This is a genomic window from Streptomyces sp. NPDC002536 (genome assembly GCF_053594995.1).
In genome coordinates this window covers 1-24,302 of the sequence record NZ_JBSFWU010000031.1, presented here as the reverse complement: position 1 = coordinate 24,302, position 24,302 = coordinate 1, and the positions used below count along the sequence as shown (strand labels likewise).

The 24,302-nt window shown below is 70.9% G+C and carries 22 protein-coding genes; 12 read left to right on the top strand and 10 right to left on the bottom strand.

The genetic code is table 11. The features are described from left to right. The first annotated feature begins 117 nt into the window (after positions 1–117). Entirely contained in the window at positions 118–1,338 is a 1,221-nt protein-coding gene (locus ACWD4B_RS14325) for an alanine racemase (protein WP_336414277.1), read from the top strand. Between the two features lie 193 nt (positions 1,339–1,531). Here the strand turns inward: ACWD4B_RS14325 and ACWD4B_RS14320 are convergent, their stop codons facing one another. From ACWD4B_RS14320 to ACWD4B_RS14305, 4 genes are all read right to left on the bottom strand, one after another. Beyond that, positions 1,532–2,803, bottom strand: coding sequence for a haloacid dehalogenase-like hydrolase (locus ACWD4B_RS14320; protein WP_451421009.1), 1,272 nt, complete (start codon positions 2,801–2,803; stop codon positions 1,532–1,534). An 81-nt stretch (positions 2,804–2,884) separates the two neighbouring features. Beyond that, the gene (locus ACWD4B_RS14315) at positions 2,885–3,670 is read right to left on the bottom strand and encodes a 3-oxoacyl-ACP reductase (protein ID WP_336414275.1); all 786 of its coding nucleotides are present in this window, start codon (positions 3,668–3,670) and stop codon (positions 2,885–2,887) included. Between the two features lie 19 nt (positions 3,671–3,689). After that, entirely contained in the window at positions 3,690–5,063 is a 1,374-nt protein-coding gene (locus ACWD4B_RS14310) for an aldehyde dehydrogenase family protein (RefSeq protein ID WP_451421008.1), read from the bottom strand. Between the two features lie 11 nt (positions 5,064–5,074). Further along, on the bottom strand, positions 5,075–6,442 hold the full coding sequence (locus tag ACWD4B_RS14305) for a glutamine synthetase family protein (RefSeq protein ID WP_451421007.1): 1,368 nt from the start codon (positions 6,440–6,442) through the stop codon (positions 5,075–5,077). 84 nt (positions 6,443–6,526) lie between these two features. Here ACWD4B_RS14305 and ACWD4B_RS14300 point away from each other — a divergent pair, with 84 nt between their 5' ends. From ACWD4B_RS14300 to ACWD4B_RS14285, 4 genes are all read left to right on the top strand, one after another. Continuing rightward, the gene (locus ACWD4B_RS14300) at positions 6,527–7,255 is read left to right on the top strand and encodes an FCD domain-containing protein (RefSeq protein ID WP_336414272.1); all 729 of its coding nucleotides are present in this window, start codon (positions 6,527–6,529) and stop codon (positions 7,253–7,255) included. A gap of 108 nt (positions 7,256–7,363) precedes the next feature. After that, positions 7,364–8,824, top strand: a complete 1,461-nt coding sequence (gene eat / locus ACWD4B_RS14295; protein ID WP_451421006.1) for an ethanolamine permease — start codon at positions 7,364–7,366, stop codon at positions 8,822–8,824. Between the two features lie 29 nt (positions 8,825–8,853). Further along, positions 8,854–9,561, top strand: coding sequence for a gamma-glutamyl-gamma-aminobutyrate hydrolase family protein (locus ACWD4B_RS14290; protein WP_451421005.1), 708 nt, complete (start codon positions 8,854–8,856; stop codon positions 9,559–9,561). Between the two features lie 168 nt (positions 9,562–9,729). Then, complete coding sequence (locus ACWD4B_RS14285; protein ID WP_451421004.1) at positions 9,730–10,032, top strand: hypothetical protein; 303 nt, start codon at positions 9,730–9,732, stop codon at positions 10,030–10,032. A 56-nt stretch (positions 10,033–10,088) separates the two neighbouring features. Here ACWD4B_RS14285 and ACWD4B_RS14280 read toward each other — a convergent pair whose 3' ends face one another. Both ACWD4B_RS14280 and ACWD4B_RS14275 read right to left on the bottom strand, forming a co-directional pair. Next, positions 10,089–10,688 (bottom strand): SMI1/KNR4 family protein, encoded by a 600-nt coding sequence (locus ACWD4B_RS14280; protein WP_451421003.1) that lies wholly within the window; start codon positions 10,686–10,688, stop codon positions 10,089–10,091. Between the two features lie 265 nt (positions 10,689–10,953). Next, positions 10,954–12,273 carry a tetratricopeptide repeat protein gene (locus ACWD4B_RS14275; protein WP_451421002.1) on the bottom strand — a complete coding sequence of 440 codons (1,320 nt, stop codon included), beginning with the start codon at positions 12,271–12,273 and terminating at the stop codon, positions 10,954–10,956. Positions 12,274–13,190: 917 nt separating this feature from the next. Between ACWD4B_RS14275 and ACWD4B_RS14270 the strand changes: the two genes are divergently transcribed. The 3 genes from ACWD4B_RS14270 to tgmC are packed head-to-tail and all read left to right on the top strand — an operon-like array spanning position 13,191 to position 15,497. Further along, positions 13,191–13,412, top strand: a complete 222-nt coding sequence (locus tag ACWD4B_RS14270) for a putative ATP-grasp-modified RiPP (protein WP_451421001.1) — start codon at positions 13,191–13,193, stop codon at positions 13,410–13,412. Between the two features lie 10 nt (positions 13,413–13,422). Continuing rightward, the gene (gene tgmB / locus ACWD4B_RS14265; protein ID WP_451421000.1) at positions 13,423–14,379 is read left to right on the top strand and encodes an ATP-grasp ribosomal peptide maturase; all 957 of its coding nucleotides are present in this window, start codon (positions 13,423–13,425) and stop codon (positions 14,377–14,379) included. Further along, positions 14,376–15,497 (top strand): ATP-grasp peptide maturase system methyltransferase, encoded by a 1,122-nt coding sequence (gene tgmC, locus ACWD4B_RS14260; RefSeq protein WP_451420999.1) that lies wholly within the window; start codon positions 14,376–14,378, stop codon positions 15,495–15,497. The genes tgmB and tgmC overlap by 4 nt, the downstream gene beginning before the upstream one ends. A 414-nt stretch (positions 15,498–15,911) precedes the next feature. Here tgmC and ACWD4B_RS14255 read toward each other — a convergent pair whose 3' ends face one another. Next, positions 15,912–16,859 carry a LysR family transcriptional regulator gene (locus ACWD4B_RS14255; protein ID WP_451420998.1) on the bottom strand — a complete coding sequence of 316 codons (948 nt, stop codon included), beginning with the start codon at positions 16,857–16,859 and terminating at the stop codon, positions 15,912–15,914. Positions 16,860–16,929: 70 nt separating this feature from the next. Here ACWD4B_RS14255 and ACWD4B_RS14250 point away from each other — a divergent pair, with 70 nt between their 5' ends. Beyond that, positions 16,930–18,018, top strand: a complete 1,089-nt coding sequence (locus ACWD4B_RS14250) for a TDT family transporter (protein WP_451420997.1) — start codon at positions 16,930–16,932, stop codon at positions 18,016–18,018. Here ACWD4B_RS14250 and ACWD4B_RS14245 read toward each other — a convergent pair. The 3 genes from ACWD4B_RS14245 to ACWD4B_RS14235 all read right to left on the bottom strand — a co-directional run bounded on the left by ACWD4B_RS14245 (position 17,945) and on the right by ACWD4B_RS14235 (position 21,665). After that, positions 17,945–18,673, bottom strand: a complete 729-nt coding sequence (locus ACWD4B_RS14245; protein ID WP_451420996.1) for a helical backbone metal receptor — start codon at positions 18,671–18,673, stop codon at positions 17,945–17,947. The two genes, ACWD4B_RS14250 and ACWD4B_RS14245, sit on opposite strands and share 74 nt — an antisense overlap. Before the next feature lie 144 nt (positions 18,674–18,817). After that, positions 18,818–20,626, bottom strand: coding sequence for an ABC transporter permease/substrate binding protein (locus ACWD4B_RS14240; protein WP_451420995.1), 1,809 nt, complete (start codon positions 20,624–20,626; stop codon positions 18,818–18,820). Then, on the bottom strand, positions 20,619–21,665 hold the full coding sequence (locus ACWD4B_RS14235) for a quaternary amine ABC transporter ATP-binding protein (protein ID WP_451420994.1): 1,047 nt from the start codon (positions 21,663–21,665) through the stop codon (positions 20,619–20,621). The genes ACWD4B_RS14240 and ACWD4B_RS14235 overlap by 8 nt, the downstream gene beginning before the upstream one ends. A gap of 159 nt (positions 21,666–21,824) precedes the next feature. On the opposite strand from ACWD4B_RS14235, the gene ACWD4B_RS14230 reads away from it, so the two are divergent. From ACWD4B_RS14230 to ACWD4B_RS14220, 3 genes are read left to right on the top strand one after another with little or no spacing between them, the layout of a single operon-like run. Beyond that, a complete protein-coding gene (locus ACWD4B_RS14230; protein ID WP_451421043.1) occupies positions 21,825–22,730 on the top strand; it encodes a 5'-3' exonuclease in 906 nt (301 codons plus the stop codon). A 56-nt stretch (positions 22,731–22,786) separates the two neighbouring features. Beyond that, positions 22,787–23,635 carry a siderophore-interacting protein gene (locus ACWD4B_RS14225; RefSeq protein WP_451420993.1) on the top strand — a complete coding sequence of 283 codons (849 nt, stop codon included), beginning with the start codon at positions 22,787–22,789 and terminating at the stop codon, positions 23,633–23,635. Between the two features lie 19 nt (positions 23,636–23,654). Then, positions 23,655–24,233 (top strand): hypothetical protein, encoded by a 579-nt coding sequence (locus ACWD4B_RS14220; protein ID WP_451420992.1) that lies wholly within the window; start codon positions 23,655–23,657, stop codon positions 24,231–24,233. Positions 24,234–24,302 lie beyond the last annotated feature (69 nt).

Sequence of the window (24,302 nt, the reverse complement as noted above, 5' to 3'; positions counted from 1 at the left end):
GCCGCCACGGCTCCGCGGCCGGGCGTCCGCGCCACTCTACGGGGCCTCCGGAGGCCCCGGCCATCCGCCCTCTCCCGGCCCCTGGTCAGCGGTGATCGGCTCTGGCAAGCTGCGCCCATGCCGTCAGCGACCGCTCCACGCGTCACCGGCTCCACCGCCGACCGGGCCCGCTTCGACCGGGCCACCGGCGGTCTGACCGCGCCGCTGGCCGTGGTCGATCTCCGGGCCTTCGACGCCAACGCCGCCGACCTGGTGCGCCGGGCGCGGGGCAAGCCGGTGCGGGTGGCGAGCAAGTCGGTGCGCTGCCGGGCGCTGCTGGAGCGGGTGCTGGCCCGGGACGGGTTCGCGGGGGTACTGGCCTTCACGCTCGCCGAGGCGCTGTGGCTGGCGCGTTCGGGCGTCGACGACGTGCTGGTGGCCTACCCGTCGGCGGACCGGGCGGGCTTCGCGGAGCTGACCTCGGACGCGGGGCTGGCGCGTGCGGTGACCGTGATGATCGACGACCCGGCCCAGCTCGCCCTGGTCGAGGCCGCCCGCGCGGGGCGCGAAGTGGTGCGGGTCTGCCTGGAGTTGGACACCTCGCTGCAGTTGCTCGGCGGCCGGGTGCGGCTGGGGGCGCTGCGCTCCCCGGTACGCGACCCGGAGCGCCTGGCGGAGCTGGCGCGCTCCGTCGGGCGCCGACGGGGCGTGCGGCTGGTGGGACTGATGGCGTACGAGGCGCATGTGGCCGGTGTCGGTGACGCCCCGGCCGGGCACCCGGTACGGGCCCGGGCCGTGCGGCTGATGCAGGCCGCCGCCCGCCGGGAGCTCGCGGTCCGCAGGGCGGAGGCCGTGGCGGCGGTCCGGGCGGTGGCGGACCTGGAGTTCGTGAACGGCGGCGGCACGGGCAGCGTGCAGCACACCGCGGCCGAGGCGGCGGTGACGGAGGTCGCCGCGGGGTCGGGGCTGTTCGTACCGCGCCTCTTCGACGACTACACGTCCTTCCACGGCCGCCCGGCGGCCCTGTTCGCCCTGCCGGTGGTGCGGCGGCCGGGCGTGGGCGTGGTGACCGTGCTCGGCGGCGGCTACCCCGCCTCCGGCGCGCCGGGCCGCGACCGGCTGCCGGTCCCGCACCTCCCGGCGGGCCTGCGCCTCGCCCCGCAGGAGGGCGCGGGCGAGGTGCAGACGCCGCTGCTGGGACAGGCCGCCGACGACCTGCTGATCGGCGACAAGGTGTGGTTCCGGCACGCCAAGGCGGGCGAACTGTGCGAGCGTTTCGCCGTGTTGCACCTGGTGGACGGGGACCGGGTGACGGAGACGGTGCCCACGTATCGCGGCGAGGGGTACGCGTTCCTCTGAGTGGTTCCGCGCCCCGCCAGGGGCGCAGGGAACTGCGCGCTCAGCCACGACGCGCCTGCAGCCGAGGTGCTCGGGGCTGCGCCCCGGACCCCTGGGGTCGTGCGTCGGCTGCGGGCCGGCGGGGGCTGGTCGCACAGTTCCCCGCGCCCCTGACGGGGCGCCATCGTGCCGCGCGCCCACGCGGCGAAGCCGTTTACGGGGCGAACGCCCTGTCCACCTGGTCCGGCACCACCGTGCCGTCCGCCCGCCGCACCGGCCCGTGCGAACCGTCCGGCGCGGTGTACGCGCTCGTCGCGCACGGGTACGCGCCCGACTTCCGCGGCATCGGGTCGATGAACATCGGGTTCGCCACCCAGCGCCCGTCCGCGTCGTCGTACGCCCGGCACATCAGCTCGGCCTTGTTCCGGTTGATCGCGACGTGCGCACCGGTCGCGTCGCCGACGAAGGTCACGTCGGTGTCCGCGTCCCCCGCGCCGAGGGCGATGCGGTGCGCGGCGTCCTGCCGTTCCCACGCCTTCGCACCCTTGATCTTGAAGATCTCCTGGTTGATCAGGCACCGCTTGCCGTCCATGTACGGCAGGGCCTCGCCCTTCCCGTCCGGGACGTCGCCGCAGCCGCGGATGCCGGTGGTCAGGCGGCCCTTCTGGACGATGCTGCGGATGCCGATGGTGTGCTTGCGGTCGATGCCCACGCCGCCCGACCAGGCCTCGGCGATCGGCTCGGACGAGGCCGAGACGATGTAGACGTCGAAGCCGGCCGCCTTGAGCGTGCGGATCAGGTCCTTCTGCTGATCGTAGTAGCGCACGTACCCGGCGAGCTTGTGCGTCCCGACCGTCTGCGTGCTGCCGACGGGAGCGGCCAGCTGCTCCGTACGGGCCTTGCGGGCGAAGGAGGTCAGGGCGGAGGGCGTGTGCCCGGCGAAGAGCTGCGGGATCCAGGCGTACGCGGGCACGGTGCGGCGGTGGTTCCAGTCACCGGCGAAGGCGGCGGCGCCGCTCATGGTCTGCGACTTCTCGCGGATCTCGAAGATCTCGTCGGCGCAGGCGGTGTTGCGGGAGGTGGGCAGCGGGCGGCCGGCCGGCACGGCGGTGCCGCAGGCCCGGGTGAGGGCCTCGTCCGCGGCCGGGGTCAGCCACTTGCTGGTGTCCTTCCAGGACTTCGGCCGCAGGATCATGTCGTGCTGCAGCGCCCAGGCCAGCGTGGCGTCGGTGATGTCGTTCTTGACGACGGTGTTGTCCCAGTCGAAGGCGGCGACGGGACGGGGGCCGCCCTTGCCCGAGCACGTGCCGCGCTCGTCGATCATCTTCTGCAGCCTGTCGCGGTTGTCGCCGAACCAGGCGAGGCTCTTGTCGAGCTGCGGGCACGCGGCCCGCGCGCCGTGGGCGGGGGCCGCTCCGGCGGGCAGGGGGGCGGCGAGGGTCGCGGCGGCAGCGAGGCCGACGACTATGGCGGTCTTCTTGCGCATCAGAACTCTTCGGTGCAGGAAACGGGCAGGGCAGGACACCGGAACCGACCGGACGGCCGGTTCCGTATCCGATCATGGACCCTACAGCGGGGTCACATAGGCGCCCGCGATGCCTCCGTCCACGAGGAACTCGGCGGCGTTGACGAAGGACGAGTCGTCGCTGGCGAGGAAGGCCACGGCGGACGCGATCTCCTCGGGCTCGGCGAACCGGCCCACGGGCACGTGCACGAGCCGGCGCGCCGCCCGCTCCGGGTCCTTGGCGAACAGCTCCTTCAGCAGCGGGGTGTTCACCGGCCCCGGGCACAGCGCGTTGACGCGGATGCCCTCGCGGGCGAACTGCACGCCCAGTTCGCGGGACATGGCCAGCACGCCGCCCTTGGAGGCGGTGTAGCTGATCTGCGAGGTGGCGGCGCCCATGACGGCCACGAAGGAGGCGGTGTTGATGATGGAGCCGCGGCCCTGGCGCTGCATGTACGGCAGGGCGGCCTTGCAGCAGAGGTAGACGGAGGTCAGGTTGACCTCCTGGACGCGCTTCCAGGCGTCGAGGCCGGTGGTGAGGATGGAGTCGTCGTCGGGCGGGGAGATGCCGGCGTTGTTGAAGGCGACGTCGACCGAACCGTAGGTGTCGAACGCCGTCTTGAAGAGCGCCTCGACCTCCTCCGGGCTGGTCACGTCGACCTTGACGAACAGGCCGCCCACCTCCTCGGCGGCGGCCTTGCCGGCCTTCTCGTCGATGTCGGCGCAGACGACGTGCGCGCCCTCGGAGGCGAGCCGCCGCGCGGCGGCCAGCCCGATGCCGCTGCCGGCTCCGGTCACGACGGCCGTGCGGCCCACGAGGCGGCGGCAGACGGGGGTCTGGTCGGTCACTTGCTCTCCTCAGTGCTGGTCAGTGCTGATCGGTGCTGATGAAGACGTTCTTGGTCTCGGTGAAGGCGGACAGCGCGTCGGGGCCGAGCTCGCGGCCCAGACCGGAGCGTTTGAAGCCGCCGAAGGGCGTCCAGTAGCGCACGCTGCTGTGGGAGTTGACGGAGAGGTTGCCGGCCGCGACGGCGCGCGAGACGCGCAGGGCGCGGGCGACGTCCCGCGTCCACAGCGAGCCCGCCAGCCCGTACGCGGTGGCGTTGGCGAGGCGTACCGCCTCCTCCTCGTCCTCGAAGGGGAGGACGACGGCCACCGGCCCGAAGACCTCCTCGACCGCGGCGCGGTCCTCCGGGCGGCCCTCCAGCACGGTCGCCGGGTACCAATAGCCCTTGCCCGCCGGGGCGTTGCCGCGGATGGCGGCGGGCGCGGTCTCGGGGACGTAGGAGCGGACGCGCTCGCGGTGCGCGGCGGAGACGAGCGGGCCCATCTGCGTACCGGGGTCGGTGGGGTCGCCGGTGACGAAGGACAGCACCGCGGGCTCCAGCAGTTCCATGAAGCGGTCGTACACGGAGCGCTGGACGAGGATGCGGCTGCGGGCGCAGCAGTCCTGGCCGGTGTTGTCGAGGAACGAGCCGGGGGCGGCGGCCGCGGCGTGTTCGAGGTCGGCGTCGGCGAAGACGATGTTCGGGCTCTTGCCGCCGAGTTCGAGGGTGACGCGTTTGACGTCCGCCGCGCACTTGGCCATGACCTGCCGTCCGACGGCGGTGGAGCCGGTGAAGACGACCTTGGCGACGCCGGGGTGCTCGACCAGGGCGTTGCCGGTGACCGGCCCGGCCCCGGGCAGGACCTGGAGGAGCCCTTCGGGCAGCCCGGCCTCCAGGGCGAGTCCGGCCAGCCGCAGGGCGGTCAGCGGGGTGGTCTCGGCGGGTTTGACGAGCACCGCGTTCCCGGCGGCCAGCGCGGGGGCGAAGCCCCACGCGGCAATGGGCATGGGGAAGTTCCAGGGGGCGATGACGGCGACGACGCCCAGCGGCTCGTGGAAGGTGACGTCCAGGCCGCCGGCGACGGGGATCTGGGCGCCGAGGAGCCGCTCCACTCCCCCGGCCGCGTAGTCGAGCAGGTCGCGGACGTTGCCCGCCTCCCAGCGGGCGTTGCCGAGGGGATGGCCCGCTTCGCGGACCTCCAGGAGGGCGAGTTCCTCCAGGTGCCCGTCCACGGCCGCGGCGAATCGGCGCAGTTGGCGGGCACGGTCGCCGGGGGCGAGGGCCGCCCAGCGGCGCTGTGCGGCGGCGGCGCGGCGGACGGCGGCGTCCACCTCCTCGGGGGAGGTGCCGGGGACGACGGCGACGACCTCCTCGGTCGCCGGGTTGACGATCTCGTGCTGGTGCTGCTCGTTCACAACAGGGGTCCTTACAGGCGCTCGAAGGAGCGGAACCGCTCCCAGTCCGTGACGGCGGTGTCGTACGCCTCCTGCTCGACGCGGGCCATGTGCCGGTAGTGCTCGACCACGTCGTCGCCGAAGGCGGCGCGGGCTATCGGGCTGGCCTCCCACAACTCCGCCGCCTCGCGCAGGGTGGCCGGGACGTGCACGGCGTCCCCCGCGTACGCGTTGCCCGTGCACACCTCGGGCAGTTCGAGCTCGTGCTCGATGCCGTACAGCCCGGCCGCGACCATGCCGGCGACGGCGAGGTAGGGGTTCACGTCGCCGCCCGGCAGCCGGTTCTCGAAGCGGTGGGAGTGCCCGCGGCCGACGACGCGCAGGGAGCAGGTGCGGTTGTCGGGGCCCCAGGCCACGGCGGTGGGGGCGAAGGAGCCGGGGCGGAAGCGCTTGTAGGAGTTGATGTTGGGGGCGTAGAGCAGGGTGAAGTCCCGCAGGGCGGCGAGCTGTCCGGCCAGGAAGTGCTGCATGACGCGGGACATGCCGTACGGGCCGCTGTCGTCGGCCAGTACGGGGTGCCCGGCCTCGTCGCGCAGCGAGAGGTGGATGTGGCAGGAATTGCCCTCGCGCTCGTCGTACTTGGCCATGAAGGTGAGCGCCATGCCCTCCTGGGCCGCGATCTCCTTGGCGCCGGTCTTGTAGACGGCGTGCTGGTCGCAGGTGGTGAGCGCGTCCGCGTAGCGGAAGGCGATCTCGTGCTGGCCGAGGTTGCACTCGCCCTTGGCCGACTCGACGGTCATGCCGGCCGCGCCCATCTCGTTGCGGATGCGGCGCAGCAGGGGCTCGATGCGGCCGGTGCCGAGGACGGAGTAGTCGCAGTTGTACTGGTTGGCGGGGGTCATGTCGCGGTAACCGCGGTTCCAGGCCTGCTCGTAGGTGTCCCGGAAGACCATGAACTCCAGCTCCGTGCCCGCGTACGCGGTCCATCCGTGCTCGGCCAGCCGGTCGAGCTGGCGGCGCAGGATCTGCCGCGGGGAGGCGAGGACGGGCGAGCCGTCGTGCCAGGCGAGGTCGGCGGTGAGCAGGGCGGTGCCGGGGTTCCAGGGGGTGCGGCGGAGGGTGGCGAGGTCCCCGTGCAGGGCGAAGTCGCCGTAGCCGCGCTCCCAGGACGACATCGCGTAGCCGTCGACGGTGTTCATGTCGGTGTCCACGGCGAGGAGGTAGTTGCAGCCCTCCGTGCCGTGGTCGAGGGCGTCGTCGAGGAAGAACCGGGCGGCGAACCGCTTTCCTTGGAGCCGTCCTTGCATGTCCGTGAAGGCGAGGACGACGGTGTCGATCTCCCCGGCGTCGACGAGCCGACGTAGTTCGTCGACGGCGAGCGGGGGTGTGCGGTCTGCCACGGTGGTGCCTCCCTGTCGGGCCTTCGGCGGTGCGACCGGAGGTCTTAAGGTAGGCCGGTAGACCATTGATTGGGAAGGGGTCCGATGAACGAGGATGCGGATGCGGCGGAGCGGCTGGCGCCGGTGCTGCGGCCGGTCCGTGCGGGCAACGGCTTCGAGGAGGCCCTGCAGCAGATACTCCAGCTCCTGCGTCTGGGTCTGGTCGCACAGGGCGAACGGCTGCCCGCCGAGCGGGAGTTGGCGGACCGGCTGCACATCAGCCGGGTGACGCTGCGCGAGGTGCTGAAGGTGCTGCACGACCAGGGGTTGGTGGAGAGCCGGCGCGGCCGCTACGGCGGTACGTTCGTGCTCGCCCGGCCCGCGGCCCACGGCGAGGCCGAACTGCGGCGCCGGGTCGCGGCGGTGGACGTCGAGGACACGCTGCGCTTCCGCGAGGTGCTGGAGACGGGCGCGGCAGGGCTGTGCGCGACGCACGGGCTGACCGCGGAACAGGCGCAGCGCCTGGACGAAGCGCTGGCGGCCACACACAACGCCCCCCTGCACGACTACCGCCGCCTGGACACCAGGCTCCACCTGACATTGGCCGAACTGTCGGGCTCCCCCTCGCTGGCCGCGCAGTACGCTGCCGTGCGCGCCACGGTCAACGACCTGCTGGACTGCATTCCCCTGCTGGTGCGGAACCTGGAGCACTCGCAACGGCAGCACACCGCACTGGTGGCGGCGGTGCTGGAGGGGGACGCGGACCAGGCGCGCGAGGTGATGCGGGAGCACTGCTGCGGCACGGCGGCGTTGCTGCGCGGATTCCTGGTGTGACGGGCGTGATGCCGGGCTGCGTTACTCCGGTTTAACGCAGGGGGGTTGTGTTTTGCCGGCCGGTCCGGCAAAGGTATGGCGCAAAACCATTGCCCGAAGGAGCGGCTCATGGCCGATCGCACGGACACCGCCGGCGCTGCGCCTGTCGGCTCCCCCTCTCCCGAGGACGCGTATCTGGAGAAGCGCACCCTGCGCCGGGGCAGCGCCGGCCCCTTGCTGCTCACCGGACTCGGCGTGGCCTACGTCGTCTCCGGCGACTACTCCGGCTGGAACTTCGGCCTGGCGCACGGGGGGTTCGGCGGACTCGCCGCGGCCGCCGCCCTGATGGGCGTGATGTACACCTGCATGGTCTTCGCCCTCGCCGAACTGGCCGCCATCCTGCCCACGGCGGGCGGCGGTTACGGTTTCGCCCGGCGCGCGCTCGGCCCGTGGGGCGGCTTCCTCACCGGGACCGCGATCCTCATCGAGTACGTCCTCGCGCCCGCCGCCATCTCCATCTTCATCGGCGACTACGTCGCCTCGCTGCATCTGTTCGGGCTCACCTCCGGATGGCCCGTCTACCTGGCCTGCTTCGCCGTCTTCATAGGCATCCACCTGTGGGGCGTGGGCGAGGCACTCCGCTTCTCCTTCGTGGTGACCGGGATCGCGGTCGCCGCGCTGCTGGTCTTCGCCGCCGGGGCGTTCACCCACTTCGACGCCGGACGGCTGAACGACATCCCCGTCGACCACTCGGCCGTCGGGGCTTCCTCCTGGCTGCCGTTCGGGTTGCTGGGCATCTGGGCGGCCTTCCCGTTCGGCATGTGGTTCTTCCTCGGCGTCGAGGGGGTGCCGCTGGCCGCGGAGGAGACGAAGGATCCGGCGCGCACGCTCCCGAAGGCGATGGCCACGTCCATGGGCATCCTGCTGCTCCTCGCCCTGCTCACGTTCGTCGCCGCCGGCGGGGCGGGCGGCGCCGATGCGATCAAGGACGCGGGCAACCCGCTGGTCACCGCGCTGCAGCCGGACGGGCACGCCACCACCCTGAGCAGGATCGTCAACTACGCCGGCCTGGCAGGCCTCGTGGCCTCCTTCTTCTCCCTGATCTACGCCGGCTCGCGCCAGCTGTTCGCCCTCTCCCGGGCCGGCTACCTCCCCCGCTTCCTCTCCCTCACCAGCCGCCGCAAGGCCCCCTGGCTCGGCCTGCTGGTACCGGGCACCCTGGGCTTCGCCCTCGCCGCGGCAACGGGGGACGGGGCACGCATGCTCAACGTCGCGGTCTTCGGCGCCACCATCTCGTACGCCCTGATGTCGCTCTCCCACATCGTGCTGCGCCGCCGCGAACCGGGGCTGCACCGCCCGTACCGCACCCCGGGCGGCACGGTGACGTCGACGGTGGCCTTCGTACTGGCCTGTTCGGCGCTGGTGGCCACGTTCCTGGTGGACGTGACGGCGGCCTTCATCGCGCTGGGCGTCTACGCGGTCGCGGCGGCCTACTTCGGGTTCTACAGCCGCCACCGGCTGGTGGCGAACGCACCCGAGGAGGAGTTCGCGGCCCTGGCGGCGGCCGAGGCGGAGCTGTCGCGCGAGTGACCCGCACAACCGAAAGGATCGTAAGGAACATGCCCGTTCAGCCCCTCATCGGCGTCACCACCTACCTGTGCCGGGCCCGCTGGGGCGTCGCGTGGGACCTCCCGGCGGCACTGCTGCCGGACGCGTACCCGCAGTACGTCCGGCGCGGCGGCGGCCTGGTGGCGATGCTCCCGCCGGACGACCCCGCGGCGGCGGCCCCGCTGCTGCGCCGCCTGGACGGGCTCGTACTCGCAGGCGGCGAGGACCTCGACCCGGCGCTCTACGGGGAGCGCCCGCATGCGCGTGCAGGCGCTCCCGTGCCCGAGCGGGACCGCTGGGAACTGGCGCTGCTGGAGGCGGCGTTGGAGCAGGGGGTTCCGGTGCTGGGCATCTGCCGCGGCATGCAGCTGATGAACGTCCACGCGGGCGGCACGCTGTGCCAGCACCTGCCGGACGAGGTGGGACACGAGGGGCACAACCCGGTGGTGGGGGCGTTCAGGGACCATGCGGTCACGGTGGTACCGGGGACGCGGACGGCGTCCTTGGTGGAGCCCGGGGCCGTGGCGGTGGCGACGCATCACCACCAGGGGGTGGCCCGGCTGGGCGAGGGGCTCGTGGCCAGCGCGTTTGCGGAGGACGGGACGGTGGAGGCCGTGGAGTTCGCGGGCACCACTTTCGCGGTGGGGGTGCAGTGGCACCCGGAGGTGGGGGACGAATTCGGGCTGGTGCGGGGGGTGGTGGAGGCGGCTAGGGGTTGATGGGCCGGGCCTGCCCTCTTCCCGATTTTCCTGACGGGTAGCTCTGGAGTAATCAGGAGTGGCGGCATCATCCCAGGTAAAGGCCCCTGAGAGCTCGTAACACGATCTTGTCGACACAGGTGCTAGCCACTCGCGTTTGGCTGTCCGACTTCCCGCAATACTTGGTAGATGGATACCTATGAGGGCCCTGCGGGGCTTGAGTGGCAGGCCAATCGCTCAACGATCCTGGGAGGGTTCAACGTGAGCGTCACGGCCTGCGCTACCGGCAGTGGCTGGACATGTGACGCGGTCCTCGAAGATCCCCTGCCGGAAGACCATCAGGAGAGCTTCGACGTCTTGGTGCAGGTCGACCCGGTCTTCACCCTGCGATTCGACGAGGGAAGCGAGATCTTGGTCAACGTCGTTACAGCGGAGCACGGCGGCCGTCTCACCCTCACAGCTTATGAGTCGGCAGAATCAGTCGGCTCATAGGCGATCAGTAGCGACCCTGGTCGCGACACAGGCTGCGGCTGTCGGGACGGGTGGGGCTACATGCCGCGGTCCGGGCCGCTCCACGGCTCTGGCCGTTCGTCGACCGTCATCGGAAGCCGACGCAGTTGTACTGGACCGGGATGGTAGGCGGAGGTGTTGGGGCTGGCCATGTCTTCGCCAATGAGGTAGCGGTAGAGCCATTCGGCGAAGCTCATGTCGTACCGTACCCAGCCGCCTTCGCCGTCTTCGACCAGGAGCCAGGGGACCGTGTCGTCCGCAGCGACGAGGAAGAGCGTCTCGCCTCGGTCGGTGCTGGCGATCGGCCATAGTCCGTTGCGGGTGCCGAAGCTCAACTCCGTGAGTCCGAACAGCAAGCGAGGGTCCTCGTCCGGGTCGAGGTCTTCCCAGGACACCTCGGACCAGGCATGGACCGCGTCCCGTATGCCCTGGCCCAGGTTCCAGCGTTCAGTCGCAGGGTGATGCAGGTACAGGTGGCCGTTGAGCTGGATGGGAGCGTACGCATCCACGAGGGCCTGGTAGTCGGACGGCAGCCGGATGCCGAGTTCGGTGTGGAGACGGTCCCAGGAGGCGGGGTCCGCGTAGCGATTCTGAGCCGGGCCGAGCATCGCTATGGCGGCGGCCAGGTAGTCGGTCATGATGGTCCTCGCTGGTGCGCGCCGTCTTTGCGGCAGGACGACAGGCAGCCCTCTATCGGGGGCATTCCGGTTACAGCATGGATCATCCCAGCTCGGAGGTCTCGCCGGTCAGGCCGTCAGCCTGCGGTAGCAGATCAGGGCCGCGGAGGTGCCGGCGAAGGCCCGAAAGTGTTCGGCCTTGCGCTCGTAGCGGCGACGCAGACAGCGGCATCCGGACAGCTACACCACCGTGCGCTCCGCGGTCCAACGGTGGCTGCCAAGGCGATTACGCGGGAAGAGTCACAGCCTGCGCGCGTTCGTATAGACGCTGAGCCGCTCCCTTGCGGAGATACGGTCGAATCAGTGCCTTCATGTTTTGGATCTTGACATCCGCGCTTCCTGATTGCACGAGAGGGTAGTCGTCCAGCACGTGATTCCACGTTGCACAGGCCTCTTCCAAGTGGCCTAGCTCCAGCTGCCGTTCGGCCAACAGGGCGTTGTAGCGGACGCTGCTTCGTCGATAGTGGCTGTCACGCAGCCGATCTGATTCCTTCAGAGACTCAATTGACCCGGCTTTGTCTCCGAGCCCGTATCGGACCTGTGAGACGTGGTAGGCCAGGGACGACGGCGCGTAGCTGCCGAAGGCCTTTGCCCTCGACTCGGCCTTGTCCATGGCGACTTCCGCCTCTTTGATGTAGGCGAGCGCTTGCGTTCGGTCACCGTCAGCAGCGTAGGAGTGGGCTTGTTGGCCAGCAAGAAATGCGCGCATCCGTGGCCCTGCTGCGGGGGACGCCGAGGCGGCAGAGTCCGCCAACCGCATAGCGCGGGCGGTGTGTCCGAGGTCGATTGCTTGGAGGCTCATACCACGCAAGGTGGTGCAGAACGTCAAGTGGTCCTCGGCCGCCCCGGCGTACTTGAGGGCGAGCGAGTAGTACCGCTGTGCCTGACCATGGGCTCCCTCATCGACGGCCATGAACCCCGTCAAGTACAAGAGGTCAGCTGTCGCAGACAGAAGCGCCTTGCGGACAACCTCGGAAGCGTCGGCCCGTAGATGAGCGGCCACAGTGTTGACGAGGAAGGCGGCGGCCATAGGGCGTGCGTGTCGCCCTCCGAACTGGTCGTCCAGTTCTGAGACCTTCTCCGTCATGGCCACCACCGCATCTACTTCCCTCATCCCGATGCGGCGAGCGTGGCCTGCCTGAACGGCTTCCAAGCGCCCTACAACGTCCGGCCACTCAGGGATCGTCAGCGCGACAGAGAAGAGACCAGCACCGAGGATGCCCCGCCGCGAAGGAAACATGCTGGCCTTCCCCAGTTCGACCAGTTCCGCCAGGGTATCGAGCGGTTGTCCCTGGTCGTCCGCCGGAACTCCGAAGCCAGCTTCGGTATAGGTGACCTGACGTTCGAGGCGCCGTGAGAATGCCTCGATAATGTAGGGTCGCACCCCTTCCCGGGGTTTTGTCCCAGTCAGCCAGTGATGCACCGCAGATGCGTTGTACCGCAAAGGGGTGCCGTCCTCCGCGCCCACAAGGTTCACCGCTCGCGCGCACTGGCTCAGCTTCCAGCCGGCTTCCTTGAACAGTGCTTGCAGACCCTCATTCGACATGGTCGCTCAACTCCCCGCTCACCACGACGCGTTAAACGTTTTAAATCCGCCGCTCCGCTGCAACGCTACCGCCGCGCGTGTCCGCGCGGTTGCGTAGAGGTCGGGAGAGATCGCCGAGAGCGGAGGCCATAAGTGAACATAGAGTTCATCTCCTCAGGAACCCGCACAGACGAGCACCTACGGACACCTGTCCGTCCTAGTCGGTCGGCAGGGGGCTACCCGGCGGTAGGCCTCGTGAGGAGCACATCACCGGCCCACCTGGGCCCGATGATGGCCGCTCAGGGAAAGGGCGGTGCCCTGCTGGTGGAGAGCGCCAAGCTCCAGCCTCTGAAGTACCGGCCCGACGGCTTCGGAGAGTCAGCGGACAGTGCGGACCTCACTCCGGGCACGATGAAGTACCCCGACTGCATCTGTGCCGAGCACCGCGAGGGACGGGGCCGACCGGACTCAACAGTGAGGCTGTCAGCGGCTCGCGGGGCGAAGGACCAAGAGCACGCAGTGAACAGCAAGGCTGTTCGCCGCAGGATCGTGGTCGCCAGGTCCGGGCTCGCGTCCGTCGCCGACGAGCCGCGCGGGGGTCGGCGCGCTGATGCCCCGTCCACACGTTCATCCGATCACTTATCCGGCCCCGCCGGTCGTATCCCTTCCGCACACGGCAACTGGCGGCTCGATTCACTACGTGGACTGCAGCACCTGCCGCAACCTGATCGCCGCGCGGGAGAGGTGTAAGGAGAATGCCGCTGCGGCAGACGCCCCCTGACCACTCGGGTCACCTTCGCTGGCCCGTGTCAGGAGGGCGGGGCCGTTAGGCCGTCAGCGCGTCGAACCAGCTGGCAACCGGACGGCTCGGGAACTACGAGTTATCAACCAAAGGAGTGATCGTGCATAACACGTCGGCGACTACTGTCCCTTGGGGCATGCGCCGCATGGAACCGCTCCGTAATGGCGAGGCCTCCCCGTGGCAGTACGCGGGACTCGACCCACAGACACAGACCGGCCGTTGGGTTGGCAGCGACGGTCAGATGACCCCCGCCGAACTCGGCAAACACGGAACATCCGTCAACACTTACCCGCCCACGCAGCTGAGCAAGGACGGTAAGCAGGACAGCGACTCGGGCCACGACGCGACCCAGGATTAAGGGAGACCCCATGGACGGACGCCCGGTGCTGGTCTCGACCGAGTACGAGGACCCGACCGCTGATCTCGTCATAGCCGAGTTGAACCGTCGCCGGGTGCCCGTCCTACGGCTCGACCCCGGACAAGACTTCCCCGGGGCCGCCGTGCTCACGGCGAGCACCCGAGAGGACGGTTGGTCCGGCACCCTGGCCATCGGGGGCCGGACAGCCGAGCTGCACAGCGTGCGCGCGCTCTATCACCGACGACCGAACCCGTTCACACCGAACGGGGACGACCAGAACTCAGTGTTCGCGGCCCAGGAGAACCGCCGCGGGCTGGGGGGCGTGCTCGGTGCGCTGCCCGGGTGCCTCTACCTCAGTCACCCGCAGGCCATTGCCCACACGGAGTACAAGCCCGCACAGCTCGCCGCGGCCTTGCGGCTCGGGCTGCTAGTGCCCGAAACATTGATCACCAACGACCCTGCACGAGCCAAAGAGTTCTGCGCCCGACAAGCCACGATCTACAAGCCGTTGCACGCGGGCGCGTACACCATGGACGACGAGCCAGCAGGTATCTGGGCCGCTCGCGTGGAAGCGGGCGAGATCGACGATGCCGTGAAGCACAGCGCTCACCTGTTTCAAGCAGAAGTACCGAAGGTGGCCGACGTGCGCGCTGTGGTGGTGGATGACCGGGCGTTCTGCGTGCGCATCACGGCACCGCCCGGCGTGCTCGACTGGCGAGCCGATTACCGGAACTTGACCTACGAGTCCGCCGGGTGTCCCGAGGACGTACGCCGTGCCCTGGTGCAGTTCGTCAGAGACTTCGGGCTCAAGTTCGGTGCCTTCGACTTCGCTGTAACCGCTGAGGACTCGTGGTGGTTCCTGGAGTGCAACCCGAATGGTCAGTGGGCTTGGCTGGAAGATGCGGCCGGACTGCCGATCACTGCTGCGATTGCGGATGTGCTGGAGAACGGAGAGCGCCAACCATGACCGACCCCAAGTCGTCCGAGCATCTGCGGGCCGGACTCGCCCGCCGACTCAAGGAAGCCGGCGTGCTCCGAAACCCGCTGTGGGAAGCCGCGGTGACGGCCGTACCCCGTGAAGCGTTTCTGTCGCGAGGGTGGTTCGAGCACGACGGGGGTGGCTGGTATCGCCCCGTACACCCCGACTCCGCTACAGCTCTGGCACGGGTGTACGAGGACGACACCCTTGTGACGCAGGTGGCCGGTTCGGTGTTCCCTGAGCAGGTAGAGGGACGCATTTCCGGTGCCCCGTCGTCGTCTTCCACACTTCCCGGGCTTGTGGTCCGCATGCTGGAAGAGTTGCACGTATCCGAGGGCACGGAGGTTCTGGAGATCGGGACGGGGACGGGATACTCGACTGCGCTTCTGTCGCACGTCGTCGGTGAGGACAACGTGACCACGGTGGAAGTGGACCGAGAGCTGTCCGACCGTGCGGGGATGGCTCTCGCCCAAGCCGGATACTGGCCCAATCGTGTGGTCGGGGACGGCCTGACGGGCTACCCGCACAGCAGTCCGTACGACCGGGTGGTCGCTACCTGCGGCGTCCAAACCGTCCCGGCTGAGTGGGTCGCGCAGACTCGGCCCGGCGGGGAAGTCCTGGTGACGGTCGGCGGGTGGATGAACGCGTCCGAGCTGGTGCGACTGACAGTCGCCGAAGACGGTACGGCAAGCGGTCCGATCCTCGGGGGGCAGGTGTCGTTCATGCTCGCCCGCCCGCAGCTTCCGCCCCCGTTCGGGTTGCTGCCCGATCTCGACTCGGGCACAGCCTCTCCGGCGGGGCTCGGGGCTGACGTGCTGGACGACTGGACGACGCGGTTCGTCGCCCAGTTCGCCACGCCGAATGCCCAGAGGCTTACGCTCGAACGCAACGGACGGACGGAACACGTCATCATCGATGTACATGCCGAAGCGCGGGCAGTCCTGTACCAGGAAGACGGGCGGTGGATGGTCCGGCAAGCTGGCCCCGAACGGCTGTGGGACATGATCACCGAGCGCGTCACGCAGTGGCAGAAGGACGGGCAACCACCAGCCGAGCGAATGCAGCTGCACGTCACCCCCGATGGGCAACGCCTTGCGTGGGCGTGATCGCTACCAACGCGCCTTGAACTCACTACCCGACCCGTCCACCTCGCGTCGCACCTCAGCCCTGTGTGGGCCGGAGGCGAGCGAACTGTTGGTCCACCAGGTCAACGCACTCATGGATGCTGGGCGCTGGCTCGCCCACGCACGCGCGCATCAGCGCGATCGCCTGAACATTGCACCCGTCGGCAATGAGGTGATCCACCTCTGCCTGAACGTCGCACGGGAGTCTTTCCCACAGAGCGCCTTCCACCCCGGTATTCAACCTCAAGCCCCTGCAGCTGGTACACGACGCATCACCCGCTGACAGAGCCGCCCCGGCCCCATACCAGCACCGTCACGACGGACCGTCCCATTCCAGGAGCGGACACCCCGTGCAGGAGCAAACGCCCAGCTACGAACACCGGGATTCGCCGTTTCTCAGGAGGACCGGGGCGCAGCCCCAGAAGACACCGGCCGCGTCAGCCCCAGCAAGTCCCGCGCCGGCCCCGTCGGCCGTTGCCCGTGCGGCCACACCGCCCGCAACGCCCGCCGCAAAGCGAGCCCCGCCACGTGGATCTCGACCAGGCGCCCGGACGCGAGTTCGTCCCGCACCGCCAGCTCGCTCAGCACCGACGGCCCCGCGCCGCCCACCACGGCCGACTTCACGGCCGTGGTCGACGCCAGCTCCAGCAGCGGCGCAGCCGTCACACCCCCCAGTGCCGCATCCAGCACCTGCCGCGTCCCCGACCCCCGCTCCCGCAGGATCAGCGGGGTCGCCGCCAACTCCCCCGCGTCCAGCGGGGAACGGCGTCGCGCCCACGGGTGGCCCGGCGGGGCCACCACCACCAGCCGGTCGTGCCCCACGACCACCCCGTCGAGCCCGGCCGGCACGTCGAGCCCCTCGACGAAGCCCAGGTCCGCCTCCCCCGCCAGCAGCCGTTCCGCCACCGCCGCCGAGTTCCCGGCCAGCAGCGACACCGCCGTACCGGGCCGCTGCGCGCGCAGCGCGACCAGCCAGCCGGGCAGCAGGTACTCGGCGATCGTCATGCTCGCCGCCACCCGCAGCCGCGAGTCGCGCCGCCCCCGGAGCGCCTGTGCCCCGGCGTCGAAGGCCTCGGCCGCCTCCACGATCCGTCGTGCCCAGTCGGTGACGAGCACCCCGGCGTCCGTCAGCCGCGAGCCGCGCGGCGACCGCTCCACGAGGGCCACGCCGAGCAGCCGCTCCATGCTGCGGATGCGCCCGCTGGCGGCGGGCTGGGTGATGCCCAGCTCCCGGGCCGCCCGCCCCAGGCTGCCCAGCCGGGCCACGGCGAGCAGCAGCTCCAGCGCCCCGAGGTCGGGCACCCGGTGCGCCAGCGGAACCTGCGGACCGTTCTCCTCGCTCATAACCCCAGCTTATGCCCTCATAGCCACAACGTCCCTGGTGGGAGCCCCGGCCGCGGGAGACCGTGGACCCATGAGACACCTCGGCCCCAACTGGTACGCCTCGGTCATGGGCACGGCGATCGTCGCCGCGGCCGGCGCCGCCCTCCCGCTGCACGCGCCCGGACTGCGCGGCGCCTACGAAGCCGTGTGGGCGCTGGCCGCCCTCATGCTGCTGACCCTGCTCACAGCACGGGCCGTGCACTGGACCCGCCACTCCGACCAGGCCCGCCGGCACCTGGACGACCCGGCCGTCGCCCCCTTCTACGGCTGCCTGGCCATGGCCCTCCTCGCCGTGGGCGGCGCCACCCTCTCCGTCGGCTCCAGGGTGATCGGGCAGGGCCCGGCCGTGGCCGCCGACGCCGTGCTGTGGACCGCCGGCACCGTCGTCGGCCTGATAGCGGCGGCCGGCGTCCCGTACCTGATGGTGACCCGGCACCGCATCGAGCCGGGCCAGGCCTCCCCGGTGTGGCTGCTGCCCGTGGTGGCGCCGATGGTGTCCGCCGCGCTGGGCCCCGCGCTCGTACCGCACCTGCCTGCCGGGCAGTGGCGGGACGCGATGACGCTGGGCTGCTACGCCCTGTTCGGCATGAGCCTGCTCACCGTTCTCCTCATCCTGCCGCTGGTCTTCTCGCGGCTGGTCCACCACGGGCCGCTGCCGCTCGCGCTCACCCCGGCGCTGTTCCTGGTGCTGGGCCCGCTGGGCCAGTCCGTGACGGCCGTCAACAACCTCGCCGATGCCACCGCGGGCGGCCCGTACGCCTCCGCCACCGCCGCGTTCGCCGTGCTCTACGGCGTCCCCGTGATCGGCTTCGCCGTGCTGTGGCTGCTGATCTCCATGGCGATGACGGTACGGGCCTTCCGGCGGGGCATGGGCTTCGCGATGACCTGGTGGGCGTTCACCTTCCCCGTCGGCACCTGCGTCACGGGCGCGGCCGCGCTGGGCCGCCATACCGGGCTGCACGCCTTCACCTGGCTGGCCGTCGCCCTGTACGTGCTGCTGGTGACCGCCTGGGCGGTGGCCGGGACCCGCACGCTGGCCGGGCTGGTCAGCGGACGGCTGCTCGCAGCGCCCGCCCCAGCACCTCTGGTGCCTGTGCCAGTGATGGTCCGTACCAGGTGAGATGACGCCCGCTGACGAGCGCGGACGGCAGCCCCGGGAACGCCTCGGGGCCGTCGTCGTGTGCGAAGCGGTAGGGCTCGTCGGGCAGGACGACCAGTTCCGCGCCGGATGAGTTGAGCTCGTCCAGGGGGATGCTGGGGTAGCGCTCGGCGTGCCCGGCGTGGACGTTGGCCACGCCGAGGCGGGCGAGGAGGTCGCCCGCGAAGGTGTCCCGGCCGAGGACCATCCAGGGCCGGCGCCACACGGGCACGACGGCCCGCACCGGGGGCCCTGCGGGCGGCAGTTGGTGCCAGGCGGTACGGGCCGCGTCCAGCCAGGCGGGGCGCGACAGCCCGCAGGCGTCCACCAGGACGCGCTCCAGCTCGCTCAACGCCTGGTCCAGCGTGCGGATTTCGGTGACGAGCACCGTCAGCCCCGCGGCGCGCAGCGCGTCCAGGTCCGGGGCGCGGTTCTCCTCCTCGTTGGCGATGACGAGGTCGGGCGCGAGGCGCGCGATGCGGGCCGTGTCGGGGTTCTTGGTGCCGCCGATGCGGACGACGTCCAGGTCTGCGGGGTGGTCGCACCAGTCGGTTGCACCGACGAGCAGTTCGGGGGCGGTGGCGGCCACGGCCTCGGTGAGGGAGGGGACGAGGGAGACGACTCGGCGGACGGTCATGGGGTGATGATGCCCCGGTCCCACCCTTTCGCCGTTTCTCGGGGCTTCGCCCCGAACCCCGGACCCTCGGCGGGGTCCGGGGCGGTGCGTCGACTGCGGGCGCGTCGTGGCTGGTCGCGCAGTTCCCCGCGCCCCTTCGGGGCGCTAGTGCACCGGCGCCATCTTGTCCTCCAGCCCCGGCCGCGCGTCGAGCCATCGACGTGCGGACTCCTTCTCCTTGCCCTTGCCGCCCTTCTGGATCTCCGCCTCCAGGGACGACAGGTCCTTCTCCGACATCTTGAAGTTCTTCACCCACTCCGCGATCTTCGGGAAGTCCTTGGCGAAGTCCTTCTTGCCCACCGCGTGGATCTGCTCGCCCTCGCCCCAGGCGCCCTTGGGGTCCTTGAGCTTCTTCAGGTCGTAGGTGCCGTAGGCCCAGTGCGGCGACCACAGGGTGGTCACGACGGGTTCCTTCTTCTTGATGGCCCGGTCCAGGTCGGCCAGCATCGTGGCCGTCGAGGACGAGACGACCTTGTACTCGCCGTCCAGGCCGTACTCCTTGAGCACCTTGTCGTTGAGCTTGCCCATCATCCCGGCGCTGGCCTCGATGCCGACGATCCTCCCGCCGAACTCGGCGCTCCGGCCCTTGAGATCGGCCAGCGAGTTGACGTCCTTGACGTACGAGGGAACGGTCAGCTCCAGCGAGGTCGGCCCGTACCAGGAGCCGAGGTCGGTGAGCTTGTCGCCGTAGCGGTCCATGTACTGCTTGTGCGTCGTGGGCAGCCACGAGTCGAACTGGACGTCCATCTGGCCCTGGGCCAGGGCCGTGTAGAGCGGCCCGGGGTCGAGCTGCTTGACGTCCGGCTTGTAGCCGCGGTCCTCCAGGATGTTCTGCCACAGGTAGGTCGAGGCGACGGCCTCGTCCCACGGGAAGTAGCCGAGCTTCACGGTCTTGCCCTGGCCGACGTTCTTGCCCGCGGCCACGGTGTCCCGGTCGCCGTCGCCGCCGGCGATCCGCATGCCGCCCGCGACGAGTGCGAGGACGACGACGCCCACGGTGGCCACGGCCGTGCCCGGCCGGTAGCGCAGGACGCTCGCGTAGCGCGAGAGGCCCACGGCACCCTGCGCCGCGGCGGCCCGGCGGCCCAGCGCCGAGACCCGGCGGCTGAGCGCGCCCGTCATCCGGTCCAGGTACATGGCGAGGACGACGACGGCGAGGCCGCTCTCCACGCCGCGGCCGATGTCGACCTGGGTGACGGCCGCGTACACGGCCTCGCCCAGGCCGCCCGCGCCCGCCATGCCGGCGATGACGACCATGGACAGCGCGAGCATGATGACCTGGTTGACGCCCGCCATGATGGTGGGCAGCGCCAGCGGCAGCTGGACCCGGGTGAGGGTCTCGCGCGGCGGCGTGCCGAACGCCTTGGCCGCCTCGACGAGTTCGCCGTCGACCTGGCGGATGCCGAGCTCGGTCATCCGCACGCCCGGCGGCATCGAGAAGACGACCGTCGCGATCAGGCCCGGCACGGTGCCGATGGAGAAGAACATCACGCCGGGGATGAGGTAGACGAAGGCCGGCATCGTCTGCATGACGTCCAGGACGGGGCGCAGCACGCCGCTGACCCGCCGGTTGCGGGCCGCCCAGATGCCCAGCGGCACGGCGGTCAGCAGGGTGAGGACACTCGCGACGAGCACGAGGGACAGCGTGGACATGGCCTCGTGCCACAGCCCGAAGGAGTCGATGAGCGCGAGGCCCGCGAAGGCGAGCACGGCGGCGAGCAGGCCGCGCAGCCACCAGGCGACGACCGCGAGGATGCCGGCCATGAGCAGCGCGTTCGGGGCGCCGAGCACCGCGTCCACGCCGTCGTACATACCGCTCAGGACGGTGCTGATGGCGTCGAAGAGACCGCCGAGATGGGCCTGGAGCCAGTCGACGGCGCTCTTGGCCCAGCTTCCGAGGTGGATCCTAGGCACCGGCGGTCACCTCCTCGGCGCGCTGCACCGGCCGGTCGCTCAGGGCCGCCATGAGGCGGTCCCGGGTGACCACGCCGGTGGGCCGTCCGGCCTCGTCCGTGACGACGACCGGGTCGCCGTTGCACGCGAAGGGGGCGAACAGCTCGGCGACGGGCGCCTCGGCGCTCACGGTCGCGGCGCCGTCCGGGACGGCAGCGGCCTTTTCCATGATGGATCCCGCAGTGAGGACCCGGGAGCGGTCGACGTCCTGGATGAAGGAGGCGACGTAGTCGTCGGCGGGCCGGACGAGGATGTCCTCGGCGGTGCCGTTCTGGACGATGCGGCCGTCGCGCATGACGGCGATCCGGTCGCCCAGGCGCATGGCCTCGTTGAGGTCGTGGGTGATGAACACGATCGTCTTCTTGAGTCGCTTCTGCAGGTCGAGCAGCTGGTCCTGCATGTCGCGGCGGATCAGGGGGTCGAGGGCGCTGAAGGACTCGTCCATCAGCAGCAGGTCGGCGTCGGTGGCCAGCGCGCGGGCGAGGCCGACGCGCTGCTGCATGCCGCCCGAGAGTTCGTCGGGCCAGGACTTCTCCCAGCCCTTCAGCCCGGCCAGGTGCAGCGCCTCGGTGGCCCGCTCCTCGCGCTCCCCGCGGGGCACGCCGCGCACCTCCAGCCCGTAGGCCGCGTTCTCCAGCACGCTGCGGTGCGGGAAGAGGGCGAAGTGCTGGAAGACCATGCTGATGTTCCGGGAGCGGACCTCGCGCAGCTCGCGCGGGGACAGGGCGGTCAGGTCCTGTCCGTCGTAGCGCACCCGGCCGGCGGTGGTGTCCTCCAGTCCGTTGAGCATGCGCAGCAGCGTGGACTTGCCGGATCCCGAGAGACCCATCACCACGAAGATCTGGCCCGCCTCGACCTCGAACGAGGCGTCGATGACCGCCGCCGTGGTGCCCTCCGCACGCAGCTCCTCGCGGCTCGCGCCGCTCTTGAGCCGCGGCACGGCGGCTTCGGGTCGTTTGCCGAACACTTTGTACAAGTGCTCGGCCTGCAGCCTGATCACATACACCTCTCGGGTCGAACTCGTTTCACCCGGCCTCCCCCGACGAGCCGGGTGTACAACGGACCGCGCCTGCCCCGGCCCATTCCGGTCAAACCGAACAGTGAGCCAGTTCACATGTCGGTGGCATACGGCATCATCTGACCCGTGACGCGACGCCTGATGCTCCTCGACACCGCCTCCCTGTACTTCCGCGCCTACTTCGGCGTGCCGGAGTCGGTGAAGGCCCCGGACGGCACGCCCGTGAACGCGGTGCGCGGCCTGCTCGACTTCATCGCCCGGCTCGTCGCCGACCACCATCCGGACGACCTGGTGGCCTGCATGGACGCCGACTGGCGCCCGCAGTGGCGGGTGGACCTGATCCCCTCGTACAAGGCGCACCGGGTGGCCGAGGAGGTCGAGGGCGGGCCGGACGAGGAAGAGACGCCGGACACGCTGTCCCCCCAGGTCCCGGTGATCGAAGCGGTGCTCGACGCGCTGGGCATCGCCCGCATCGGCGCCGCGGGGTACGAGGCGGACGACGTGATCGGCACCCTGACCGCGCGGGCGCGGGGCCCGGTGGACATCGTCACCGGCGACCGCGACCTCTACCAGCTCGTCGACGACGCGCGCGGCGTGCGCGTGCTGTACCCGGTCAAGGGCGTCGGCACGCTGCAGACCGTGGACGAGGCGGTGCTGCGCGAGAAGTACGGGGTGGACGGGCCGGGGTACGCGGACCTGGCGCTGCTGCGCGGCGACCCCAGCGACGGACTGCCGGGCGTGCCGGGCATCGGCGAGAAGACGGCCGCGAAGCTGCTGGCGGCGTACGGGAACCTCGCCGGGATCATGGCCGCCGCGGAGGACCCGGCGTCCCGGCTGACACCCGCGCAGCGCAGGCGGCTGCTGGAGTCCCGCCCGTACCTGGAGGTGGCGCCCACGGTGGTGCGGGTCGCCTCCGACGTGCCGGTGCCGCCGTGCGACATCGCCCTGCCGGCCGGGCCCCGCGATCCGGATGCGCTGGAAATGCTCGCGGCGCGCTGGGGATTGGGCGGATCCCTGCAGCGGCTGCTCACCGTCCTGGCCGGGTGAGCTGTAAAGTTAGGCACACCTTACCAATCGTTGCATCGCGCCCCAGGGAGACAGCCGTGGCAGAGCGTCCCGTCCGCAAGAAATCGCAGGTGACCCGCGCCCGCGTGGTGCGCACCGAGCGCCTCTCCCCGCACATGGTCCGAGTGGTGCTCGGCGGCGAGGAGCTCGCCGGGTTCGGCGCCGGCGAGTGCACCGACCACTACGTCAAGCTGCTCTTCCCCGTCGAGGGCGTCGACTACCCCGAGCCGTTCGACATCGACGCGATCCGCCGCGACATGCCGCGCCACGCATGGCCGCGGACCCGCACGTACACGGTCCGCGCCTTCGACCGCGCGGCGCAGGAGCTCACGGTCGACTTCGTCGTCCACGGCGACGAGGGCCTCGCCGGGCCGTGGGCCGTCCGCGCCGAACCGGGCACGGAGATCCTCTTCCTGGGCCCCGGCGGCGCCTACGCCCCCGACCCGGCCGCCGGCTGGCACCTGCTCGTGGGCGACGAGAGCGCGCTGCCGGCCATCGCCGCGGCGCTGGAGCGGATGCCGGAGGGCGCCGTGGTCCACGCCTTCGTCGAGGTCGCCGACGAGCGGGAGCGGCAGGAGCTGCAGCTGCCCGCCGGGGTGGAGGTCTCCTGGCTGCACCGCGACGGCGCGCCGGTCGGCAAGGCCCTGGTGGAGGCGGTGCGTTCGCTCGACTTCCCGCCGGGCGACGTGCACGCCTTCGTCCACGGCGAGGCCGGCTTCGTGAAGGAGCTGCGCCGCCACCTGCGCATGGAGCGCGGGGTGCCGCGCGAGCGGCTGTCGATCTCCGGCTACTGGCGCCGGGGCCACGACGAGGACGGCTGGCAGGCGTCGAAGCGCGAGTGGAACCAGCAGGTCGAGGCCGAACAGGAAGGCCCGGCAGCGGCCTGACGCCCCGTATCCTCGCTGCATGATTCTTGCCCGGACAGCCGTGGCCGCGGCCACCGTGGCCACGCTCGCCCTGTCCTCCCCCGACCCCGGCTCCGGCGACTCGTCGCTGGTGCACGAGGGCAGCGCCGCCCAGCGCGGCCGGGAGACGGTCTTCACGGTGACGGCCGACCAGGGCCACGGCAGTCTGACCGTGGAGTCGGAGGCATTCGTGAAGAAGCTCACGCTCGGGGAGAAACGGTTCCGTACGGGCAAGGACGGCGAGCTCTACACCAGGGTGGCCGGCATGGTCCCCTGCGACATCGAACCGGGCACGTACCCCGTGGAGTTGAAGGAGGACGACGAGACGGTGGACACCGCCGAACTGACCGTCACCTCCGACATGGACCCGGGGAACCGGGACTTCTGTGCGTCGCACGCGAGTTACGAGGACGCGGTGGACCGGACGAGCGAGACGGCACCGGATCCGGACGAGGACGGCGACGGGGGCGTCGGCCTGGGCGAGTTGGCGGCGGTGATCGCGGGGACCGCGGTGCTGTCCGCCGTGCTGGCGTCTGCGGCGACGTACTTGGTGACGCGGCGCAGGAGGAGGAGCCCCTGACCCGCCCCGCGCCCCGGGGGGGGGGGGGGGGACGTGGGTGTGGGGAGCGCACCCGTCGGTACGAGAGTC